This window comes from Desulfogranum japonicum DSM 18378, assembly GCF_000429945.1.
Classification (GTDB): domain Bacteria; phylum Desulfobacterota; class Desulfobulbia; order Desulfobulbales; family Desulfobulbaceae; genus Desulfogranum; species Desulfogranum japonicum.
In genome coordinates this window covers 1-17,167 of record NZ_AUCV01000026.1, presented here as the reverse complement: position 1 = coordinate 17,167, position 17,167 = coordinate 1, and the positions used below count along the sequence as shown (strand labels likewise).

The window sequence follows — 17,167 nt, the reverse complement described above, 5'->3', positions numbered from 1 at the left end:
AACGTTGTCGCGTCAATTGCTCAATACGGCCAGTATGGAACCATTGACGCGATGAGGTTACCAAACCGAGATCCTAAAGGAACTCTATCGTCACTTATGCTCAAGACAACAAGCATTTTCAAAAGCCGCCAGGTAATATCCGTGTCCCTGGGACAGCGCCAGGGCAAAATCAAAAGAAGAAACATATTTATTCAAGGATTCAGCCTGCCCATCCAATATTGTTTCCATATGAGTCCTTGTTTCAGCAGGCAGTAACTGGTAATGCTCTGACCAATACACAACTCCATCAAAAATATGACTAAAACTACGTGGAATAAGAGGTTCATCTATTTCCACTTGGCATAACATCAAGTACCCATGAATATCGTAGCTGTATGAATTGAGGTACTGTTCGACTCGCAACTCCTCCAGGCATGAGGCATGCAGGCCATTCAAACGATATGCACAAGTGGCCTTTCCCTGGTACAGATAAGGCATAAACATCTGGCAGGCTGTGGGTTTATAAGCATGTATGATGCAAGAATCAGAAACGAGAAAAGGACAGAACCCCGTATCCCCTGTTAAAGCATGATGCTCCATTACCAATTCTATCATATCTCGATTTAATAGAAATACTAACAATGCCTCTAAACCAGTTAAATCCATTTTGACATTCGAACGACAACATTCATGACACTGGGTGGGGCATGCGGCCTGAATATCAGGCAGCCCCTCAACAACAAAACGATCTGTTGAAATCTTTTGCTTCAGCAAAAGCGCTTTACCTAGCACTGACACAATATCTTCGCCCATATTTCCTCTCGATATAGTTCATTAATGAGACATCCAGGAACTATGGTTATCCTGAAAGATTAGATAGTGCCTAGGTGGCTGTCGGAGAAAGCTTTTTTCCCATATTTATGTTATTTTCAGAAAATAAACACTCCACTATCAACTATATAGCTGTGCTTGACTCCCTAAAAATACCTTAATCTGAAAAAACAGCATTTCTCAGACAAACTCCTGGCCACCACTCATTTTCGTTTTCTATTGCAGTATAATGATATTTTGAAACTACTCATAAGGGAAATGAATAATCCTGAAACTCCATGTGTTTGCAACGGTTTACAGGGCTCCTGAATTTTCGTAATCAGGTTGGCGCAGCCTATTGAATTATACGTGAGCCAGGCTGAAAGCGGAAAGATCAAATGCGCTATGAGCAGTTACAATGTTTTAGAGTCGCGTAAAATAATAAATATCCAAAAATTGCGTAGGATATCGGTTTGGTAACACCATTGACGTTACCGAGTTGAGAGACAAGCAAGGTCGGATAATTTATTTTTTTCCGCGACCCTTAAGTCGTATTCGCGAACATCACCCCTAATGCACTCTATAGTATTTTACAGGATTTGCATACACTATATTGAGCAATCACGACCACTTCAATAAAACCTAAAAAAAAGACGCCATTACTGCAAGTTACCTGCTATTTCGACAGGAAAGAATACAGCCTATGTAATTCTTTGCAAGATCAACTTGAAATCATGACTTATCATGTGCTTGAATACTTGTATAAACCATCAGCCGCATGATCGATTGCCTGTGAGGATAGCTCGTGGACCGATATACAACATCATCTATAGTTCTTGTTATAGAAGACGAACCAACTCAACGAAAATTACTCCAGAAACAGCTTGAACAGACTGGCTTCACTATCATCGTCGCAAACAACGCCAGGGAAGGAATTGCTGCCTGGCGTGAAAATAAAGCCAAAATTAGAATTATCATCACAGACCTCCTGATGCCGGACATCAGCGGGCTAACAGTAATCGACACGATACGCGCAGAAGAAATGAATTACACCTATATTATGGCTCTTACCCAGAGCAGAAATAAGGATGATCTTATCAATGTTCTTACACATGGAGCAGACGATTACGTGCCTAAGCCTGTCGTCCCGGCAGAACTCAAATTACGGATGCAAGCTGCACTCAAAATTCTTCGCCTGCAAGATTATAATATTTTAATTTCCGGACTAGCTGAATTGGCGGCTGAACGTAGCGGTGAATCAGCCAATCACTTAAACAGAATCAAACGTTACAGCTACATCCTTGCAAAAGAAATGGGTTCCACTTGTAATGATCTGGATACAAGGCTCACTTTAGCTGAAGACATTGCTAATTTAAGTGTACTCCATGATATTGGCAAAAACAGTTTGCCAGATGGCCTCCTCAATAAACGTACCAAATACACGGCCCGTGAATTTGCAATGTATAAAGAACATACAGTGATAGGTGGTAATATTCTCTTGAAACTGCATCAAGAGACTGGATCACCATATTTACTTATGGGGTACGAGATAGCCATGTATCATCATGAACACTGGGATGGTAGCGGCTATCCTCAAGGACTGAAGGGAAATGAAATACCATTGCCTGCCAGAATTGTAGGATTTGCAGATGTGTACGACTCCATGCTTTCAAGAAAGCCCTACAAAGATGCTCTTCCGCTCAGTTACGTTGAAGAGGTTATCGAAACACAAAAAGGAAAACGCTTTGCTCCAGAGGTTGTTGAGGCTTACCAAAAACTTCGTGAACAACTCATTTGTATCCGTAAAGAAATACCTGACAGAGATATATTCTAGAACTGGTGATTACTTACAGCTAAAGTGTTTAGGAAAGCAAGGCCTTGCTAATCCAGTGATAGCTTATAGCAATACGCTTCAACCCTACCAACCGAATGGCAAACTATAATACTTTCAGCACGGTGTCGCGATACAACCCATTAATTTTCAAACATGAAATACCTTTTCGTTAACCTGCGTCCTTAATTATAGTTGTTGAACAGATACATCAATCCAAAGAGAGATCCTCAGATAACATGATCACTTCATCATGTCTTCCTGCCACATCACTGCCCATCATATCCCCATCAGACATCTCCACACTCATGCTTTTTACCTACAGGAACTATCGATGGTAAGAGTTTTGCTTATTAATATTCTTTACATTTTCCATCTACGCTGTACATACAGAAGTGGTGGAGATAATCCTGAAAGGCCCTTAAGCAGGGTAAAATATTCAATTGCGGTGGTAGTTCACAATCTTAATACTCACCTAATCAAGGAGTTGGCATAATGGCAATTATAACTATTTCGAGAGGTTCGTACAGTCGTGGAAAGGAAGTCGCAGAGAAGCTAGCAAAAAAACTTGGGTACGAATGTATTTCCCGGGAAATTTTACTGGAAGCATCAGAAGAATTTAATATACCGGAAATTCGGCTTTCTAAAGCAATCCATGATGCAGCTTCAATCTTAGACCGATTGCAGCAAGGCAAACTCAGATATATGAGTTACTACCGTTATGCTTTGTTGAAACATGTAAAAAATGATAACATTGTCTACCATGGATTGGCTGGTCAATTTTTCCTCCGAGACATTCCAAACGTCTTTAAAGTACGGATAATTGCGAACATGGATGAGCGTGTCGAAGAAGTCATGAGACGTGAAAAATTGAATTATAAAAAAGCAATGCACCAAATCACCAAAGATGACGAAGAAAGACGTAAATGGGGGCTACAACTCTATGGAATTGACACCTGGGACAGTCGTCTTTACGATATGGTTTTGAACATAAATCATCTAAGTGTAGAAGATGCTGTAGAACTTCTTGAATTCACAGTACAAAAGCCCGTGTTTCAAACTACAGAACATGCAAAAACAATCATAAATGACCTTACTCTTGCTGCAAAAATACACTCTTTACTCGTCAGTTATTCACTAGTGGTAGAAGTGAAAGTACAAAAAGGGATAGCCTATCTATCAAATACCGGTGATGTTTTACGAACTGACAGTATCATACGATCACGTATCGAAGAGCGTATTATGGAATTGAATGGTATTGAAGAAGTACGATTCCTTGATACCCTCAAAGGTGTTGGTGAGCATGTGAATCCTTTTCACAATATATAAAATCTACGATATCCAGTGATGCCCTCTGTCGTGTACTCAGAGGGCTCACATTTTAATGTATTTATCTTAACGGTTATATTTTCAACAGTCAGGAATAAAAATTATTACTCAGGAGCTATACTTTATCGATTGGCGGATATATATTTTCTACACATATAACCTCAAAAAATAACGGAGGGAATATCAAATTTACAGATAACAATGCCTGCAATTACCTTAACGAAATACAACATACTAGAATTCGTTATGTAAAATCCCGGCTTGAGATAATGAACAGTGCGCTAATACTATGAGCACCTTTTCCCCTGAAAAATACTATGTGAGCAAAAAGGGAACCATCAATATAAAATGCCCCTACTGTGCGGTAATCAAACCTCTAGCTATAAACAAATTACAAAAAAAGAGCCACGTTCTCAAAGTAAAATGTTCTTGTAACAAGGTGTTCCCCATAGAGATCGAGTACAGGCAATTTTACAGAAAAGAGGTTCATATTTTGGCGGAGTATATGAACGACTCCCATAACACAAAGGAAGTTAAAGCGGGTGTGGTTACAGACATTTCCCTTGGAGGATTAGCACTAAAAGTTTTTAACGATTCGTCCATCGAACTCTCAGACACTCTCAAGATTATCTTCAAACTTGACAACAAACTTCACAGTGAAATCAAGAAACGGATGAAGGTGGTGCACATTGACCGCAAAAGAGGAATAATAGGTTGCAAATTTGAAGAGATGGCCAATGCCGGCTCCCAAGAAAAAGATCTTTACTATTACCTTAAATAGTATCTTTCCATAGTCAGTGGCTGTTCATAAATGGCCTTTTTGCCAGATAAATGTGCTATCGTCCCAATTTCATACTCTGAATATCAGATGTATACCTGTGGTAAAATTTTGAAGATGCCTTACTCTTGAATAAAAAATCTCATTTATGGCCAGATACTCTATAAGGATAGATAGAGTCTTCCTTGATAGTTTATATCACAAAAGAGAATCCAAATAAGCTTTCGTAATCCAGGCATCCCCTTCCTCTTCAGTCAAATCAGCAAAAGCTGTAACTTCTTTGCAGAGATATTGCGTAGAGAACTGCTGAATATAGGCATCGACATCCATTTCTTTCTCTTTGCTCAGAGTTTGAAATATTTTAATCTGTAGAGAATTAAGTGAGTTACTCATGATATGTTAACCTGACAAATCAAAACACAGAAAAGCTATCAACTCGCTATCTGAATTAAAAAGACTTCATTACCATAGTGTATAAAGTATATCACACTCTGTTTGCAGATGATACCGCAGAGAGCACATGAATACACATACTGTTGTGAGCTGTACGACATTATTTCGGTCGCCCTGTTGTCTTTCTAGAAATGACAACCCAAAATTGACCATCCGTGCTAATCGAAAATTATCCACATCTGTAAAAAAAAAAACACTCACAACTCGAAGTTGTAAGTGCTTGTATTTTATGGTCGGAACGAGAGGATTTGAACCTCCGGCCCCCTGAACCCCATTCAGGTGCGCTACCAGGCTGCGCTACGTTCCGACCCAATGTTTTTTTGCGTGCAGTGTTTCTAGCATTTTCAGGGTGGTTATGTCAACTCTTTGTTGAGTTTTTTTACACAGTACTCTTTAACTGACCGATTATAGCTGTAAGTTCATTTTTTATATATCTGAGCCGTTCGCGTTCCCGGTTCTTTTTATAAAGATAATACGCAGTATTTTCCTCAGCTCGACGCTCAAGCAATTTTCTTGCACCAGATATCGTGTACCCTTCATAATGGAGGAGATTACGAATAAGCAGCAGATTATCTATGTCCTGACGCCGATATAATCGCTGCTTGGATTTCCCACGAACTGGTCGAATGTTTTTAAATTCTGATTCCCAATATCTAAGAACATGAGTGTCCACACCCACAATGGTACTGACTTCTCCAATTCTAAAATATTTTTTATCAGGAATTTTCACGCGATTAGTAATCCTGTCGGCCAGTTGTATAATTAACGCCAATGTATTTATGATTTTATCGTATAAAATCGGTACATTGATGATTTATACTATGGAATTTCCTATGCAGTTAAAGAATTTACCTCCCTGATTCAACATCATAAATATAACAGGTTTGCTTATTTATTCAAGCGCTCCCTTAAACGTTTGCTGGGACGAAAAGAAACCATCTGCCGTTTGGTGATGGTCATAGATTCACCAGTTCGAGGATTGCGTCCACGCCTTGGTGCCTTATCTCTTACAGACAGGGTGCCAAATTGCACGAGTTTAATAGACTCTCCGGCAACCATAGTATCTTTCATGGTAGAAAAAATGGTATCAACAATCTCAGCAGCGTTTCGTTGGGAAACGCCAAGTTTTTCATTTACTGAGATGGCGAGTTCTTTTCGAGTTACATTCTTCTTTTTCATACAACAGATCCTTCTCTATATCGTGCGTTGAACTGTGACATCAGCTTATCCACTATTTTTTTGTGAATTTTGTCCACAGCGTTATCGTTAAGCGTTTTATTTTCTGCTCGATATGTAACTGATATAGCTACACTTTTATAACCTTTTTCAATTGTTTGCCCTTTGTATACATCAAACAGGCAAACAGATTCAACCATTTTTTCCTTGAGATCGTTAATACCTGCCAATAACTGCCCAGCAGGAATATCAGCGGGCACAAGCAACGCTATGTCACGTTTAACAGCGGGATATTTAGGAAGAGACGAAAATTTCTTCTCTAGTCTGTTAACAGTTAGCAGTGTATTAAGATCTATATCGAAGAAATATACGGGCTGTTTAATTCCAAAATCAGCTAAAACGTCTGAGCGAATAGAGCCAAGGAGTCCAATCTGTATATTTTGAACCACTATCTCAAGAGTTGTAGCAAGTTCACAATACCTGGCGTCAAAAGATTCCTGAGCAAGTACCTGCCAATGGGTTGGTGAGGACTCATTACTGAAACGTAATACAGAAAGGAGTTGCTGTACACTACCTTTCAAATCGAACAGATCTGCGAGTGTGTCTGAATGATACATTTGCTCGGCAAATGGATACCTATCGCCACAAAGGACACCAGCGAGATGGTAATTCTCTTTCGGTAATTCACCCTGAACTTGTTGGCTGAAAGTTTTTCCTATTTCAAAAAGCTTTACACCTGTCTGTTGCCTGTTAAGGTTATGACGGATATTTTCCAAGAGGCCTGGCAGCATAATAGGCCGCATAACCCCTTGATCTTCTGAAAGAGGATTTAACAGGTCAGTTGTCTTACGGCGAGGATCATTATCGGCAAGGCAAAGAGAATCAAGAAATTTTTCAGATATAAAGCTATAGTTAATGGCTTCATAGAAGCCCATGGAAGTCATGATATCGGCGATTTCTTTCCTCAAAACACGCATGGGATCCTTTTTGGGAGAATCCATGCCAATTTTAGGGAGTGTAGTGGGAATTTCATTAAACCCGACTAACCTGGCGATCTCCTCTACCAAATCAATTTCCCTTTCAATATCAACCCTGAATGATGGTACTTGGACATTAAGTACACCATCTAATTCAGAGACTTCAAACTCTATACTTTCCAGAAGACGTATAATTTCAGCGTGATCGAGTTGTATACCCAGCAAATTGTTAACACGTTCCGGGCGTAAGGATAATGTAAGCATATCCTTTTTGCCAGGATACACATCAAGGGCATCAGGAAATCCTTTGCCGTTGGCATATTTTTCCAGGAGCTGAACAGCGCGTTCTAAAGCAATCAGAGTTATTTCTGGATCAACCCCTCTCTCAAAACGATAACTGGCTTCAGAAGGTATATTAAGCTTGCGGGCAGTCTTGCGAATGGAAACAGGATTGAAACAGGCAGATTCCAAAAGAACATCAACCGTGGTATCGGTAACTTCTGACTCAAGCCCACCCATTACACCAGCAACGGCAACAGGTTGATGTTCATTGCAGATCATCAACATATCAGACTCTAAAACTCGTTCGACATTGTCCAAGGTTGTAAAATGAGTCTCTGTGTCCCTAGGACAACGTACAACTATTGTATTGCCTTCAATAGTGTTAAAGTCAAAAGCATGAAGCGGCTGACCCAATTCAAGCATTACAAAGTTTGTGATATCCACCACATTATTGATGGGACGCATGCCAGCAGCAAGAAGTTGTCGTTGCATCCAATCAGGAGAAGGTCCGATGTGCACTCCTGAAATTTTCCGTGCGGCATATCTAGGGCATAACTCGGGATTTTCAACGATGATTTTAAAATCAACACTATCACCACTGAAAGAGGTAACCTCTTTAATAGGCAATCGTGCTGATTGATGGGTAAAGCTTCCAACTTCTCGTGCAATTCCCAATACGCTTGCACAATCTGGCCGGTTGGGGGTGAGATCAACTTCGATCATGGTATCCCGTAATCCCAGGGCTCTATTTACCGGAGTACCGAGGGTAAGGTCAGGATTAAGATCAAGTATTCCAGCATGTTCTTCACTTAATCCAAGCTCACGGCTGGAGCAAAGCATTCCATGGGATACCTCACCTCGAACTTTCGACTTTTTAATTTTTACCCCACCGGGAAGAACAGTGCCTGGTAAAGCTAAAGCTGAAATCATCCCTTCTCGTACATTGGGAGCGCCGCAGATAATTTGAAGTGTGTCTCCACTCCCCGTGTTTACCTCGCAGATCGTCAATTTATCGGCATTTGGGTGTTTGGTTACCTTTTCGATACGTGCACAGATAACATGATCAAGATCAGTGAATAACTCTTCAACAGCATCCACCTCTAGGCCGAGCATGGTCAGTTTGTCTGCTAGAAGTTGAGCGTCTATCCCTTCAAGGGAAACAAAATTGCTAAGCCAGCTCAAGGTAAATTTCATGACAGTATCCTGAAGAAAGAGAAACTGGTTCGGAAGTTGAATTTCACCCTTCAGTATTTACAAAACTGAAGGGTGAAAACACGGGATATTACCCGTTTCACCTTCGTTACATCAAAGTATATCGAAAATACAAGATGCTTTTAAAATTGAGATAAGAAACGAAGATCGTTTTCGTAGTAGAGACGAATATCGTCAATCCCATACTTCAGCATTGCGATACGTTCGACACCTAAACCAAATGCAAAACCTGAATAAACATCAGGATCATACCCAACCATACGCATGACCTCAGGATCAATAAGTCCTGACCCTAAAATCTCAAGCCATCCGGTTTTTTTACATACCCTGCATCCCTTACCTTCGCAGATTACACAGGCTATGTCCACTTCGGCACTTGGTTCAGTAAAAGGGAAGAAACTTGGTCTAAACCTTAAAGCAAGTTCCTTTTCAAACATGTGATGGGTAAAGCTGGTCAACACGCCTTTCAGATCAGCAAAAGATACCTGCTTGTCAACGAGAAACCCCTCGACTTGATGAAACATCGGGGTATGAGTTATGTCAGAGTCACATCGATATACTTTACCCGGAGCGATATAACGCAACGGAGGATCCTGTTTTTCCATAATTCTCGCCTGCATAGGAGAAGTGTGAGTTCGCAACAGGATTGAATCTGTAACATAGAACGTGTCGTGCATATCCCTTGCAGGATGATGCGGAGGTATATTTAGAGCCTCGAAATTGTAATAATCCGTTTCAACATCGGGTCCTTCTGCAACAGCAAAACCAAGTGACTCAAAAATAGAGCATATCTCCTCCATGACCTGTGTAATTGGATGGAGTTTACCAAAAGGAAGGAACCGGCCTGGTAGGCTGGTATCTATATCAGATGCCCCTTTGGTCGACAGGCCTGCACCTAAAGCATTTTTCTTCTGCTCAAAGAGTTGCTCGATTTCATTTTTTAAAGAGTTTGCCAATGCGCCAAATCGAGGTCTGTCTGCCTTATCGACTGAGGACAACCGACGCATCAGACCTGTAATAACACCGCCTTTACGTCCCAGATATTGTATCCGAAAGGACTCAAGCTCCTGGTCGTTATTTATATTCTGCAGTGCTTCTTCAGCTTGCTCTTTCAGCTGTTGCAGCTCGCTTTCCATATTGCCCCGCTATGCGTTTGCCTGACCAGCTGTTTTAACAACTACTGAAAAAGCGTTGGGGTCCACTATGGCGAGGTTAGAGAGTACCTTGCGATCAAGTTCAATACTATTTTTACGAAGACCACCAGCCAGCTGTGAATAGTTAGTCCCGTTCATTTTAGCAGCTGCACTGATGCGGCTGATCCACAAACGACGGAATTCACGTTTTTTGGTTCTGCGATCACGATAAGCAAAGCATAGTGCTCGATCAACAGCTTCAGTTGCTGTACGCCAAAGGCGACTTTTTCCACCTCTGTAGCCTTTTGCCAGGGCTAATACTCTATTTCTTCTACGGCGGGCCTTAAAGCCACGGGTAACACGAGGCATGTTTCTATCTCCAACAATAAAATCTTTACACGTTAAGAAGGTAATAATCCTGATACGTGCTGAAAGTTACACTTGCTCAGCAGGTAATGCTCTTAGATATAAGGGAGCATACGTTTTACTGCTTTTTGATCTGACTCTGCAATTAAACCAGCCTGACGCAGATTGCGTTTGCGTTTGGTAGATTTTTTAGTCAGAATGTGTGAAGTAAAAGCTTTAGCTCGACGAATTTTTCCCGAGCCTGTTGCTTTAAATCTTTTAGCAGCACCTCTGTTTGTTTTCATTTTTGGCATGATACTCTCCTGCTCTTCTCTGTACTGAGACGATATTACTGATATAATTAATAGGGCTGGTGGTTCTCAGGGTTTCGGACCAATAAACATGACGAGCTGTCTGCCTTCCATTTTTGGTTCCTGCAGAATAACACAATCCTCACGTAACGAGTCAGCAATTTTATTCAAGGCATCAAGACCAATGGATTGTGCATATACAATCTCGCGACCTCGAAACCGCATAGTAACCTTGACCTTATTCTTGGCATCTAAAAATTGCCTGATTTTCCTAATCTTGAAATTGAGATCGTGTTCCTCAGTTTTTGGTCTGAATTTAATTTCTTTGGTCTCAATAACAGTTTGTTTTTTCTTGGCTTCCTGCTGTTTTTTCTTCAGCTCATACCTATATTTATCGTAGTTCATGATACGACAAACTGGAGGATCTGCCTTATCTGCTACCTCGACCAAATCGAGTCCCTGGTCGTAGGCTGCGTCCAGTGCCTCCTTTGAGCTGACTATCCCAAGTTGGCTCCCGTCGGCTCCGATCAGCCTAATTTTCGGGTAGCGTATATCATCGTTTATTTTTGCTTTTATTTCCTGCTGTTGGGGAAGTCTTCTGCCGCGCTTCTTAATGTCCGTTCCTCCAGTTGAATTGTCTGTATGAGCCGCCCTGATTCTATTCAGGACATATGCCTTGAGCGCATTCTTTTTGAATATGCTCAATGAATTCCTCAGGTCGCATAGGCGGAAGATTTTTTCCGTTACGTAAACGTACGGTTACCAAACCTTCTTCTTTTTCGCGATCGCCAATGATTAGCATATAGGGTATTTTCATGAGCTGTGCTTCACGAATTTTATAATTTAACTTTTCGTTGCGCAGATCTTTTTCTATACGAACGCCAGCCAGGCGTAATTGACCAAACAGCTGCTCACAATATTCAGCCTGATCATCGGTAATATTAAGGATTCGTGCTTGTTCAGGTGCCATCCATATAGGGAAAGCACCGGCATAATGTTCAATGAGCACACCTATAAACCGCTCCAGTGAACCCATAAGTGCTCTATGGATCATGATGGGCTGATGCTCAGCTCCATCTTCTCCTGTATACGACATTTCAAAACGATCAGGCAAGTTAAAATCAACTTGAATCGTAGAGCACTGCCAGGAGCGTCCCAACTGATCTTTGATCTTTATGTCAATTTTCGGACCATAAAATACACCTTCACCAGGATCGACCTCATAAGCGAGGCCTTTTTTCTCCAAAGCATGTTTTAACGCAGAGGTGGAAAGTTCCCAATGTTCGTCGGAACCTACATATTTTTCCGGCCTGGTAGAGAGATATACATCATATTGATCAAACCCAAAAGTTTTAAGAATATGAAGGTTCAAGTCAATGATATTGAAAATTTCTTCTTCCAGCTGATCGGGACGACAAAAAATATGGGCATCATCCTGAGTAAAACCACGAACACGCATAAGGCCATGGAGAGCTCCTGTACGCTCATAACGATATACTGTGCCGAGCTCACACCATCTAATAGGAAATTCTCTATAGCTGTGTTTAGTAGAGTTGAACACCCCAATGTGGAAGGGGCAGTTCATTGGCTTCAGCTGGTATTTAACCTCATCAATTTCCATGGCTGAATACATATTCTCACCATAAAAATCCAAATGACCTGATGTCTTCCAGAGGTCTTGCCTGGCTATATGCGGAGTATATAATAGCTGATAGCCATTCTTATAGTGTTCATCTTTCCAATAATCTTCGATGAGCTTCCTCAGAAGAGCACCTCGTGGTTGCCACAAAATCAGGCCTGGTCCGATTTGATCCTGTATGGTAAACAGGCCAAGTTCCTTACCTAATTTACGGTGATCACGTTTTTTGGCCTCTTCCAGTTGGGTCAGGTATTTTTTCAGCTCTTTTTGGTCAAAAAAAGCGGTCCCATAAATACGCGTAAGCATTGGGCGAGTCTCATCCCCTCGCCAATAAGATCCCGCCACTCGTAATAACTTAAAGACTTTAAGCCAGGAAGAATCAGGTATATGTGGTCCACGACAAAGGTCTGTAAAACTTGAATGCTCGTACAGGGAAACTGTATCAGACTCTATTTCCCCCAACAGCTCCAGCTTATATTCTTCGCCGGCTTTCTGAAAAAAATCTACAGCAGCCTGTTTTGCCACAACTTTACGAACAAAGGGTATCCGGGCTTCTGCAAGTTCAGCCATTTTTGATTCAATGGCTTCGAATTCATCAGGCGTAAAAGCCTTTTCACGATCAAAATCGTAATAAAACCCATCTGCAATAGCTGGCCCTATGGCGACCTTTACACCATCGCCATACAGCTCCTTCACGGCTAGCGCCATAATATGGGCGGCTGAATGGCGCAAAATCTCCAGAGATTCGGGAGATCCTATTTCTATAGGCTGCAACTCGACATCAGTCGTTAAAGGCGTAGTAAGATCAACAATATTGTCTTCGGCTCTAACAGCAATGATTTTTTTCCGCTGTTTATTTGAAACCAAGTCTTTTATTGCATCTGCAGCAGCAATTCCTTCTGAAAACTGCTTTGACTCACCGCCTGCTATGGAAACTGATATCTCTGCCATTCTTACCTTTAAAAAGGAAAGGCTAATGACCAATGGACAGACCTCTCCACTGTATCCTAGCCTTTCATTATTTTTGGTAGGCGCGGGCGGTATCGAACCGCCGACTTCTACCACGTCAAGGTAGCGCTCTCCCACTGAGCTACGCGCCTACTCATTTATTATAACACATTAGTGTTGATGTATGAGTCAAACTCTGTATAAATACCTGCAAACCTACAGGCTGTCAAGAAAAATTCGTCAACCTAGTGTTACTTTTTCACCCTGTGTAACAGGAAAACATAGTCAAACAACTATATTACCCTTAAGCATTCTGGGCTCTGGAATTTCCCCTATAAAATCGGCTCGGAACTATATAATACAACGATCTGAATATTCAAGATAATTTTTCAATCCAAGCTATTTCCAATTATACACCAGCCAGTCACCTACTCGAAAAACAAAAATATTCAACAGGTTAAATAAAAAACATCGCAGCACATTCTCTGACTCAAAAAGATTTATCGACCAAAAGACTGCCGCGACTCAATAGCCTTACCCAAGGTATACATATCAGCATATTTGATATCCATTCCCATAGGTATCCCACACGCGAGACGGCTCACCTTTAGGGAAAATGGCTCAAGCTTTTCGGCCAGATATGATGCTGTGGCCTCACCAGGGACTGTTGAACTGGTGGCAATAATGACTTCCTCCACATTCTCTTGACGGAGCCGGGTGTAAAGTTCATTAATTTTCAGCTCATCTGGACCTATGCCTTCCATGGGAGCCAGAGTTCCATGAAGTATGTGATACAACCCCCTGTAACTGCTCGTTTTTTCAATAGCAAGCAGATCGCCAGGTTCTTCAACCACACAAATAATAGAATGCTGCCGCGAATGGTCACAGCAAATCTCGCAGGGATCCTTTTCAGAAAAAGTATAACAACTTGAACATAACGTTATAGAACCATGAAGTTGCCCAACGGCTTCTGCTAGCCCGGCAGCTTCTGCTGCAGAACGACGCATTATGTATAACGCGAGTCTGGTAGCTGTTTTTTTACCAATGCCTGGCAATTTGCACAGCTCACAGATAAGCCTATCCAATGCAGGAGGTACAATATGCATTTTGTAAATCCGATTAGAACATACCTGGCAGATTAAGGCCGCCTGTCAACTTCGACATTTCGGATTTACCTAACTCCTTAGATTTTCTGATGCCGTCATTTATTGCTGCTGAAATAAGATCCTGAACCAATGTCACATCCTGCTCTGACAACAGCTGTGGTTCAATGGATAAAGTAACTAACTCACTGTTACCATTAAATATAGCAGTAACCATTCCACCACCAGCTGAACCTTCTACTGTTTTTCCGGCCATTTCATCCTGCATTTTTTTCAGATTTTCCTGAAACTGCTGGGCCTGTTTCATGAGATCGCTCATATTCATATGTCTTATTCTCCACTAATTGATTTCATCGTGTTCAATTTTTTCTTCCTGCTCCATATGAACAGCAGCCTGACTCTGGCGATAGCGCGGCCCTATTCGAACATCGCCTACCTGACCGTTAAAAATATCGACTGCAGTTAAGACTAATGGATCATTGGCCAATGCTTTTCGCTCTTCCCGGGCCAAAATGGCGTTTTGGCCGTCTATCTCACACCCTACTCCATCGGGGACTTTAAAACGAACAGTGAGCTCCTGCTGAAAAAAATCAAGCACATATTCACTTAACCGTCGAATATGCTCTTTATTTTTCAACAAAGTGCAGTCAGCAGCATCTTCAAACTGGATAACCAGTTCACCTTCCACTTTTTTGACAGAACTTGCGTGCTGTAAAGCAGCTCCCATCCAACGAGCCCTCTCCTGGACATAAGAAACAAACGGCAACCAATTTTTACGTATATCCTTTTCTTTACGTGTAGGATTGGTAACGGTCTGCGAATTTTCGGGTTGGTCGATTGACTCGCTTTCCACTTCCCCTTTGCCAGGCTTTTGTTTTCCGTTACTCTCAACAGGCTCACTCTCTTGCTGTTGTTTTTGAGTATCGTTTTGCTTATCGACAGAAAAAGAACCTTTCTCCCTTTCCTGGAGTAAAGGCGAGTTCGCCTTTATTTCTAACGCCTGATTCGGTGAAATAGCGGCCGGATGGTTTGTTGAGCGCGGCATTTCGCTAACTGCGGATGCAGCAGGAGGCGCTATGCCAACCTCTTTCAAAGACGGTAAAGGTAGTTGTTCTTCTCCAATTAAAGCATTGAATTGACGGATCAGGTGTGACACTTCGACCACTTTCCCCGCCTGGATTACTCGTAAAAATGTCAACTCCAGTGTCAATTTAGGATACGAAGAGAATTGAATCTTTTCAAAACCAGTTAAAAGCAAATTAAAAACAGATGTCAATTGAGATATATCCTGCTGTCCGGCAACCTCCTGTAATCTTTTTAAATCATCATCTGGAAGGTCCAGAAGCCCAGTATCACCCTTGTGCACGGAACACAAAATAAGATTACGGAACCAGGATAACAAGTCACCACTTAACCTTTTTAAATCCAGCCCATGGTTATAGATTTCAGAAACCTTAGAGTACACTGTCCGCAAATCCTGCTCCAGCAGGGCTTCCACAAGATCTGCTACCAAAGAATGATGCGCAACGCCGAGCACCTCGACAACATCCTCCGCAGTAACGACATCCCCGCAGTATGCAAATATTTGATCCAGCAAACTCAATCCATCGCGGACACTCCCGCCAGCTTCTCTGGCCACAATATCCAGCGCACCGTCATCCATACTTATATTTTCGGTTTCTGCCAGATATCTAAAATGCTGTTTGAGCTCATGCCTGTCAATCCGTTTGAGTTCAAAACGCTGACAACGGGACAGAATAGTCACCGGTACTTTGTGCAACTCTGTGGTGGCGAACATGAAAAAGATATGTGAGGGAGGTTCTTCCAGAGTTTTAAGAAGAGCGTTAAAAGCCTCTGTGGTCAGCATATGCACTTCATCTATAATGATGATCTTATAGCGACTGCTGGTGGGCATGAAACGTATTTTTTCTTTCAGCTCTCGAATTTCCTGGATACCACGATTGGAGGCACCGTCAATCTCATGGAGATCAACACTGTTTCCCTCTGTTATCTGACGGCAGGAAGTACAGGCATTACAAGGCTCTCGGCCAGGACCATTTTCACAATTAATGGCCTTGGCCATTATCCTGGCAAGTGTGGTTTTGCCGGTCCCACGGACTCCACTGAAAATAAGTGCATGGGCGACGCGATTGTTGGCCAGTGCGTTTTGCAGAGTTTTAACAATCGGTTTTTGTCCGACAACTTCTTTAAACGACTGGGGACGGGATTTTCTAGCAAGGACAAGATACGACAATTTGGCATCCTTGGTGGTTGATTAATCAAAAGTGCCTGAAAAAAAAGATAGCCAGGCACCCCTGTGGCACACAAAGAGGTTCACTACCGCTGCTTCCTCCCGGACCTGACGGGGTTTGTGAGTCTTTGTTGCACAGGACCCGGCTATCACACCAAAGATCTTGTACGGAGTCGACGAGCTTTTTAGAATGTATATTTAACCTTGCTTGCTTGAGCAAAGTCGGAGTCAGCTCATCGAGTCCGGGCTATATACTATTACCAGAACGTTCCGTCAAGATTTTTTTTTATAGTTGTTGCTTTTGTGCCTCAGAACAACAAACCCTATCAACACGGGACCGGGAGTTGCCCATTAAGCAATAGTGACAATGTAACACAGCTTACATAAAAGCCAACGCCTCTCTCTACTCTTTTTCTGATTATTTCGGATTTAGGGGTGGTAAATAAAACAACTCAAAAACAGCTGGTTAAAGCGTCCAAAATTTCCCTTTCCAACGTCAAAGAAGTCAGTAGCGGGATATACATCACCTGTAACTTCTTGATTTTGTGTAGGCGAAAATCTTCTCCCGACAACCTCCTGGACAGGGCTCCCCTAAATCCGAAACAATCAG

The 17,167-nt window shown here is 41.8% G+C and carries 15 protein-coding genes, 2 tRNA genes, 1 other RNA gene and 1 pseudogene; 3 read left to right on the top strand and 16 right to left on the bottom strand.

Annotation, left to right across the window (positions count from 1 at the left end; translation table 11 throughout):
* Nucleotides 1-90: 90 nt before the first annotated feature.
* The gene (locus G493_RS0112435) at nt 91-792 is read right to left on the bottom strand and encodes a hypothetical protein (protein ID WP_028580658.1); all 702 of its coding nucleotides are present in this window, start codon (nt 790-792) and stop codon (nt 91-93) included.
* An 802-nt stretch (nt 793-1,594) separates the two neighbouring features.
* Between G493_RS0112435 and G493_RS0112430 the strand changes: the two genes are divergently transcribed.
* From G493_RS0112430 to G493_RS34650, 3 genes are all read left to right on the top strand, one after another.
* Entirely contained in the window at nt 1,595-2,623 is a 1,029-nt protein-coding gene (locus tag G493_RS0112430; protein WP_028580657.1) for a response regulator, read from the top strand.
* A 492-nt stretch (nt 2,624-3,115) separates the two neighbouring features.
* A complete protein-coding gene (locus G493_RS0112420; protein WP_028580656.1) occupies nt 3,116-3,949 on the top strand; it encodes a cytidylate kinase-like family protein in 834 nt (277 codons plus the stop codon).
* Nucleotides 3,950-4,238: 289 nt separating this feature from the next.
* Nucleotides 4,239-4,730: a PilZ domain-containing protein gene (locus G493_RS34650; protein ID WP_028580655.1), complete on the top strand. Its 492-nt coding sequence runs from the start codon at nt 4,239-4,241 to the stop codon at nt 4,728-4,730.
* A 195-nt stretch (nt 4,731-4,925) separates the two neighbouring features.
* On the opposite strand, the gene G493_RS33400 is transcribed toward G493_RS34650, so the two are convergent.
* From G493_RS33400 to ffs, 15 genes and pseudogenes are all read right to left on the bottom strand, one after another.
* Nucleotides 4,926-5,120, bottom strand: a complete 195-nt coding sequence (locus G493_RS33400; RefSeq protein WP_153306502.1) for a hypothetical protein — start codon at nt 5,118-5,120, stop codon at nt 4,926-4,928.
* Between the two features lie 290 nt (nt 5,121-5,410).
* Nucleotides 5,411-5,487: transfer RNA gene (locus tag G493_RS0112405), tRNA-Pro, on the bottom strand.
* Nucleotides 5,488-5,691: 204 nt separating this feature from the next.
* A pseudogene (locus tag G493_RS34825) lies at nt 5,692-5,910 on the bottom strand (MerR family transcriptional regulator); the annotation flags it as partial.
* A gap of 158 nt (nt 5,911-6,068) precedes the next feature.
* Nucleotides 6,069-6,359: an integration host factor subunit alpha gene (locus G493_RS0112395; protein WP_028580654.1), complete on the bottom strand. Its 291-nt coding sequence runs from the start codon at nt 6,357-6,359 to the stop codon at nt 6,069-6,071.
* Complete coding sequence (gene pheT, locus G493_RS0112390; protein WP_028580653.1) at nt 6,356-8,809, bottom strand: phenylalanine--tRNA ligase subunit beta; 2,454 nt, start codon at nt 8,807-8,809, stop codon at nt 6,356-6,358. The genes G493_RS0112395 and pheT overlap by 4 nt, the downstream gene beginning before the upstream one ends.
* Before the next feature lie 140 nt (nt 8,810-8,949).
* On the bottom strand, nt 8,950-9,963 hold the full coding sequence (gene pheS, locus G493_RS0112385) for a phenylalanine--tRNA ligase subunit alpha (RefSeq protein WP_028580652.1): 1,014 nt from the start codon (nt 9,961-9,963) through the stop codon (nt 8,950-8,952).
* Nucleotides 9,964-9,972: 9 nt separating this feature from the next.
* The gene (gene rplT, locus G493_RS0112380) at nt 9,973-10,329 is read right to left on the bottom strand and encodes a 50S ribosomal protein L20 (protein WP_028580651.1); all 357 of its coding nucleotides are present in this window, start codon (nt 10,327-10,329) and stop codon (nt 9,973-9,975) included.
* Between the two features lie 92 nt (nt 10,330-10,421).
* On the bottom strand, nt 10,422-10,619 hold the full coding sequence (gene rpmI / locus G493_RS0112375; protein WP_028580650.1) for a 50S ribosomal protein L35: 198 nt from the start codon (nt 10,617-10,619) through the stop codon (nt 10,422-10,424).
* A gap of 66 nt (nt 10,620-10,685) precedes the next feature.
* Complete coding sequence (infC, locus tag G493_RS0112370; RefSeq protein ID WP_232363760.1) at nt 10,686-11,321, bottom strand: translation initiation factor IF-3; 636 nt, start codon at nt 11,319-11,321, stop codon at nt 10,686-10,688.
* Nucleotides 11,275-13,206 carry a threonine--tRNA ligase gene (thrS, locus tag G493_RS0112365; RefSeq protein WP_028580648.1) on the bottom strand — a complete coding sequence of 644 codons (1,932 nt, stop codon included), beginning with the start codon at nt 13,204-13,206 and terminating at the stop codon, nt 11,275-11,277. The genes infC and thrS overlap by 47 nt, the downstream gene beginning before the upstream one ends.
* A 74-nt stretch (nt 13,207-13,280) precedes the next feature.
* A tRNA-Val gene (locus G493_RS0112360) sits at nt 13,281-13,355 on the bottom strand.
* A gap of 348 nt (nt 13,356-13,703) precedes the next feature.
* Nucleotides 13,704-14,309 (bottom strand): recombination mediator RecR, encoded by a 606-nt coding sequence (gene recR, locus G493_RS0112355; RefSeq protein ID WP_028580647.1) that lies wholly within the window; start codon nt 14,307-14,309, stop codon nt 13,704-13,706.
* 13 nt (nt 14,310-14,322) lie between these two features.
* Nucleotides 14,323-14,631, bottom strand: a complete 309-nt coding sequence (locus tag G493_RS0112350; protein ID WP_028580646.1) for a YbaB/EbfC family nucleoid-associated protein — start codon at nt 14,629-14,631, stop codon at nt 14,323-14,325.
* Nucleotides 14,632-14,646: 15 nt separating this feature from the next.
* Nucleotides 14,647-16,560, bottom strand: coding sequence for a DNA polymerase III subunit gamma/tau (gene dnaX / locus G493_RS29040; RefSeq protein ID WP_051309266.1), 1,914 nt, complete (start codon nt 16,558-16,560; stop codon nt 14,647-14,649).
* Nucleotides 16,561-16,606: 46 nt separating this feature from the next.
* An RNA gene (gene ffs, locus G493_RS33010) (signal recognition particle sRNA small type) lies at nt 16,607-16,705 on the bottom strand.
* Nucleotides 16,706-17,167 lie beyond the last annotated feature (462 nt).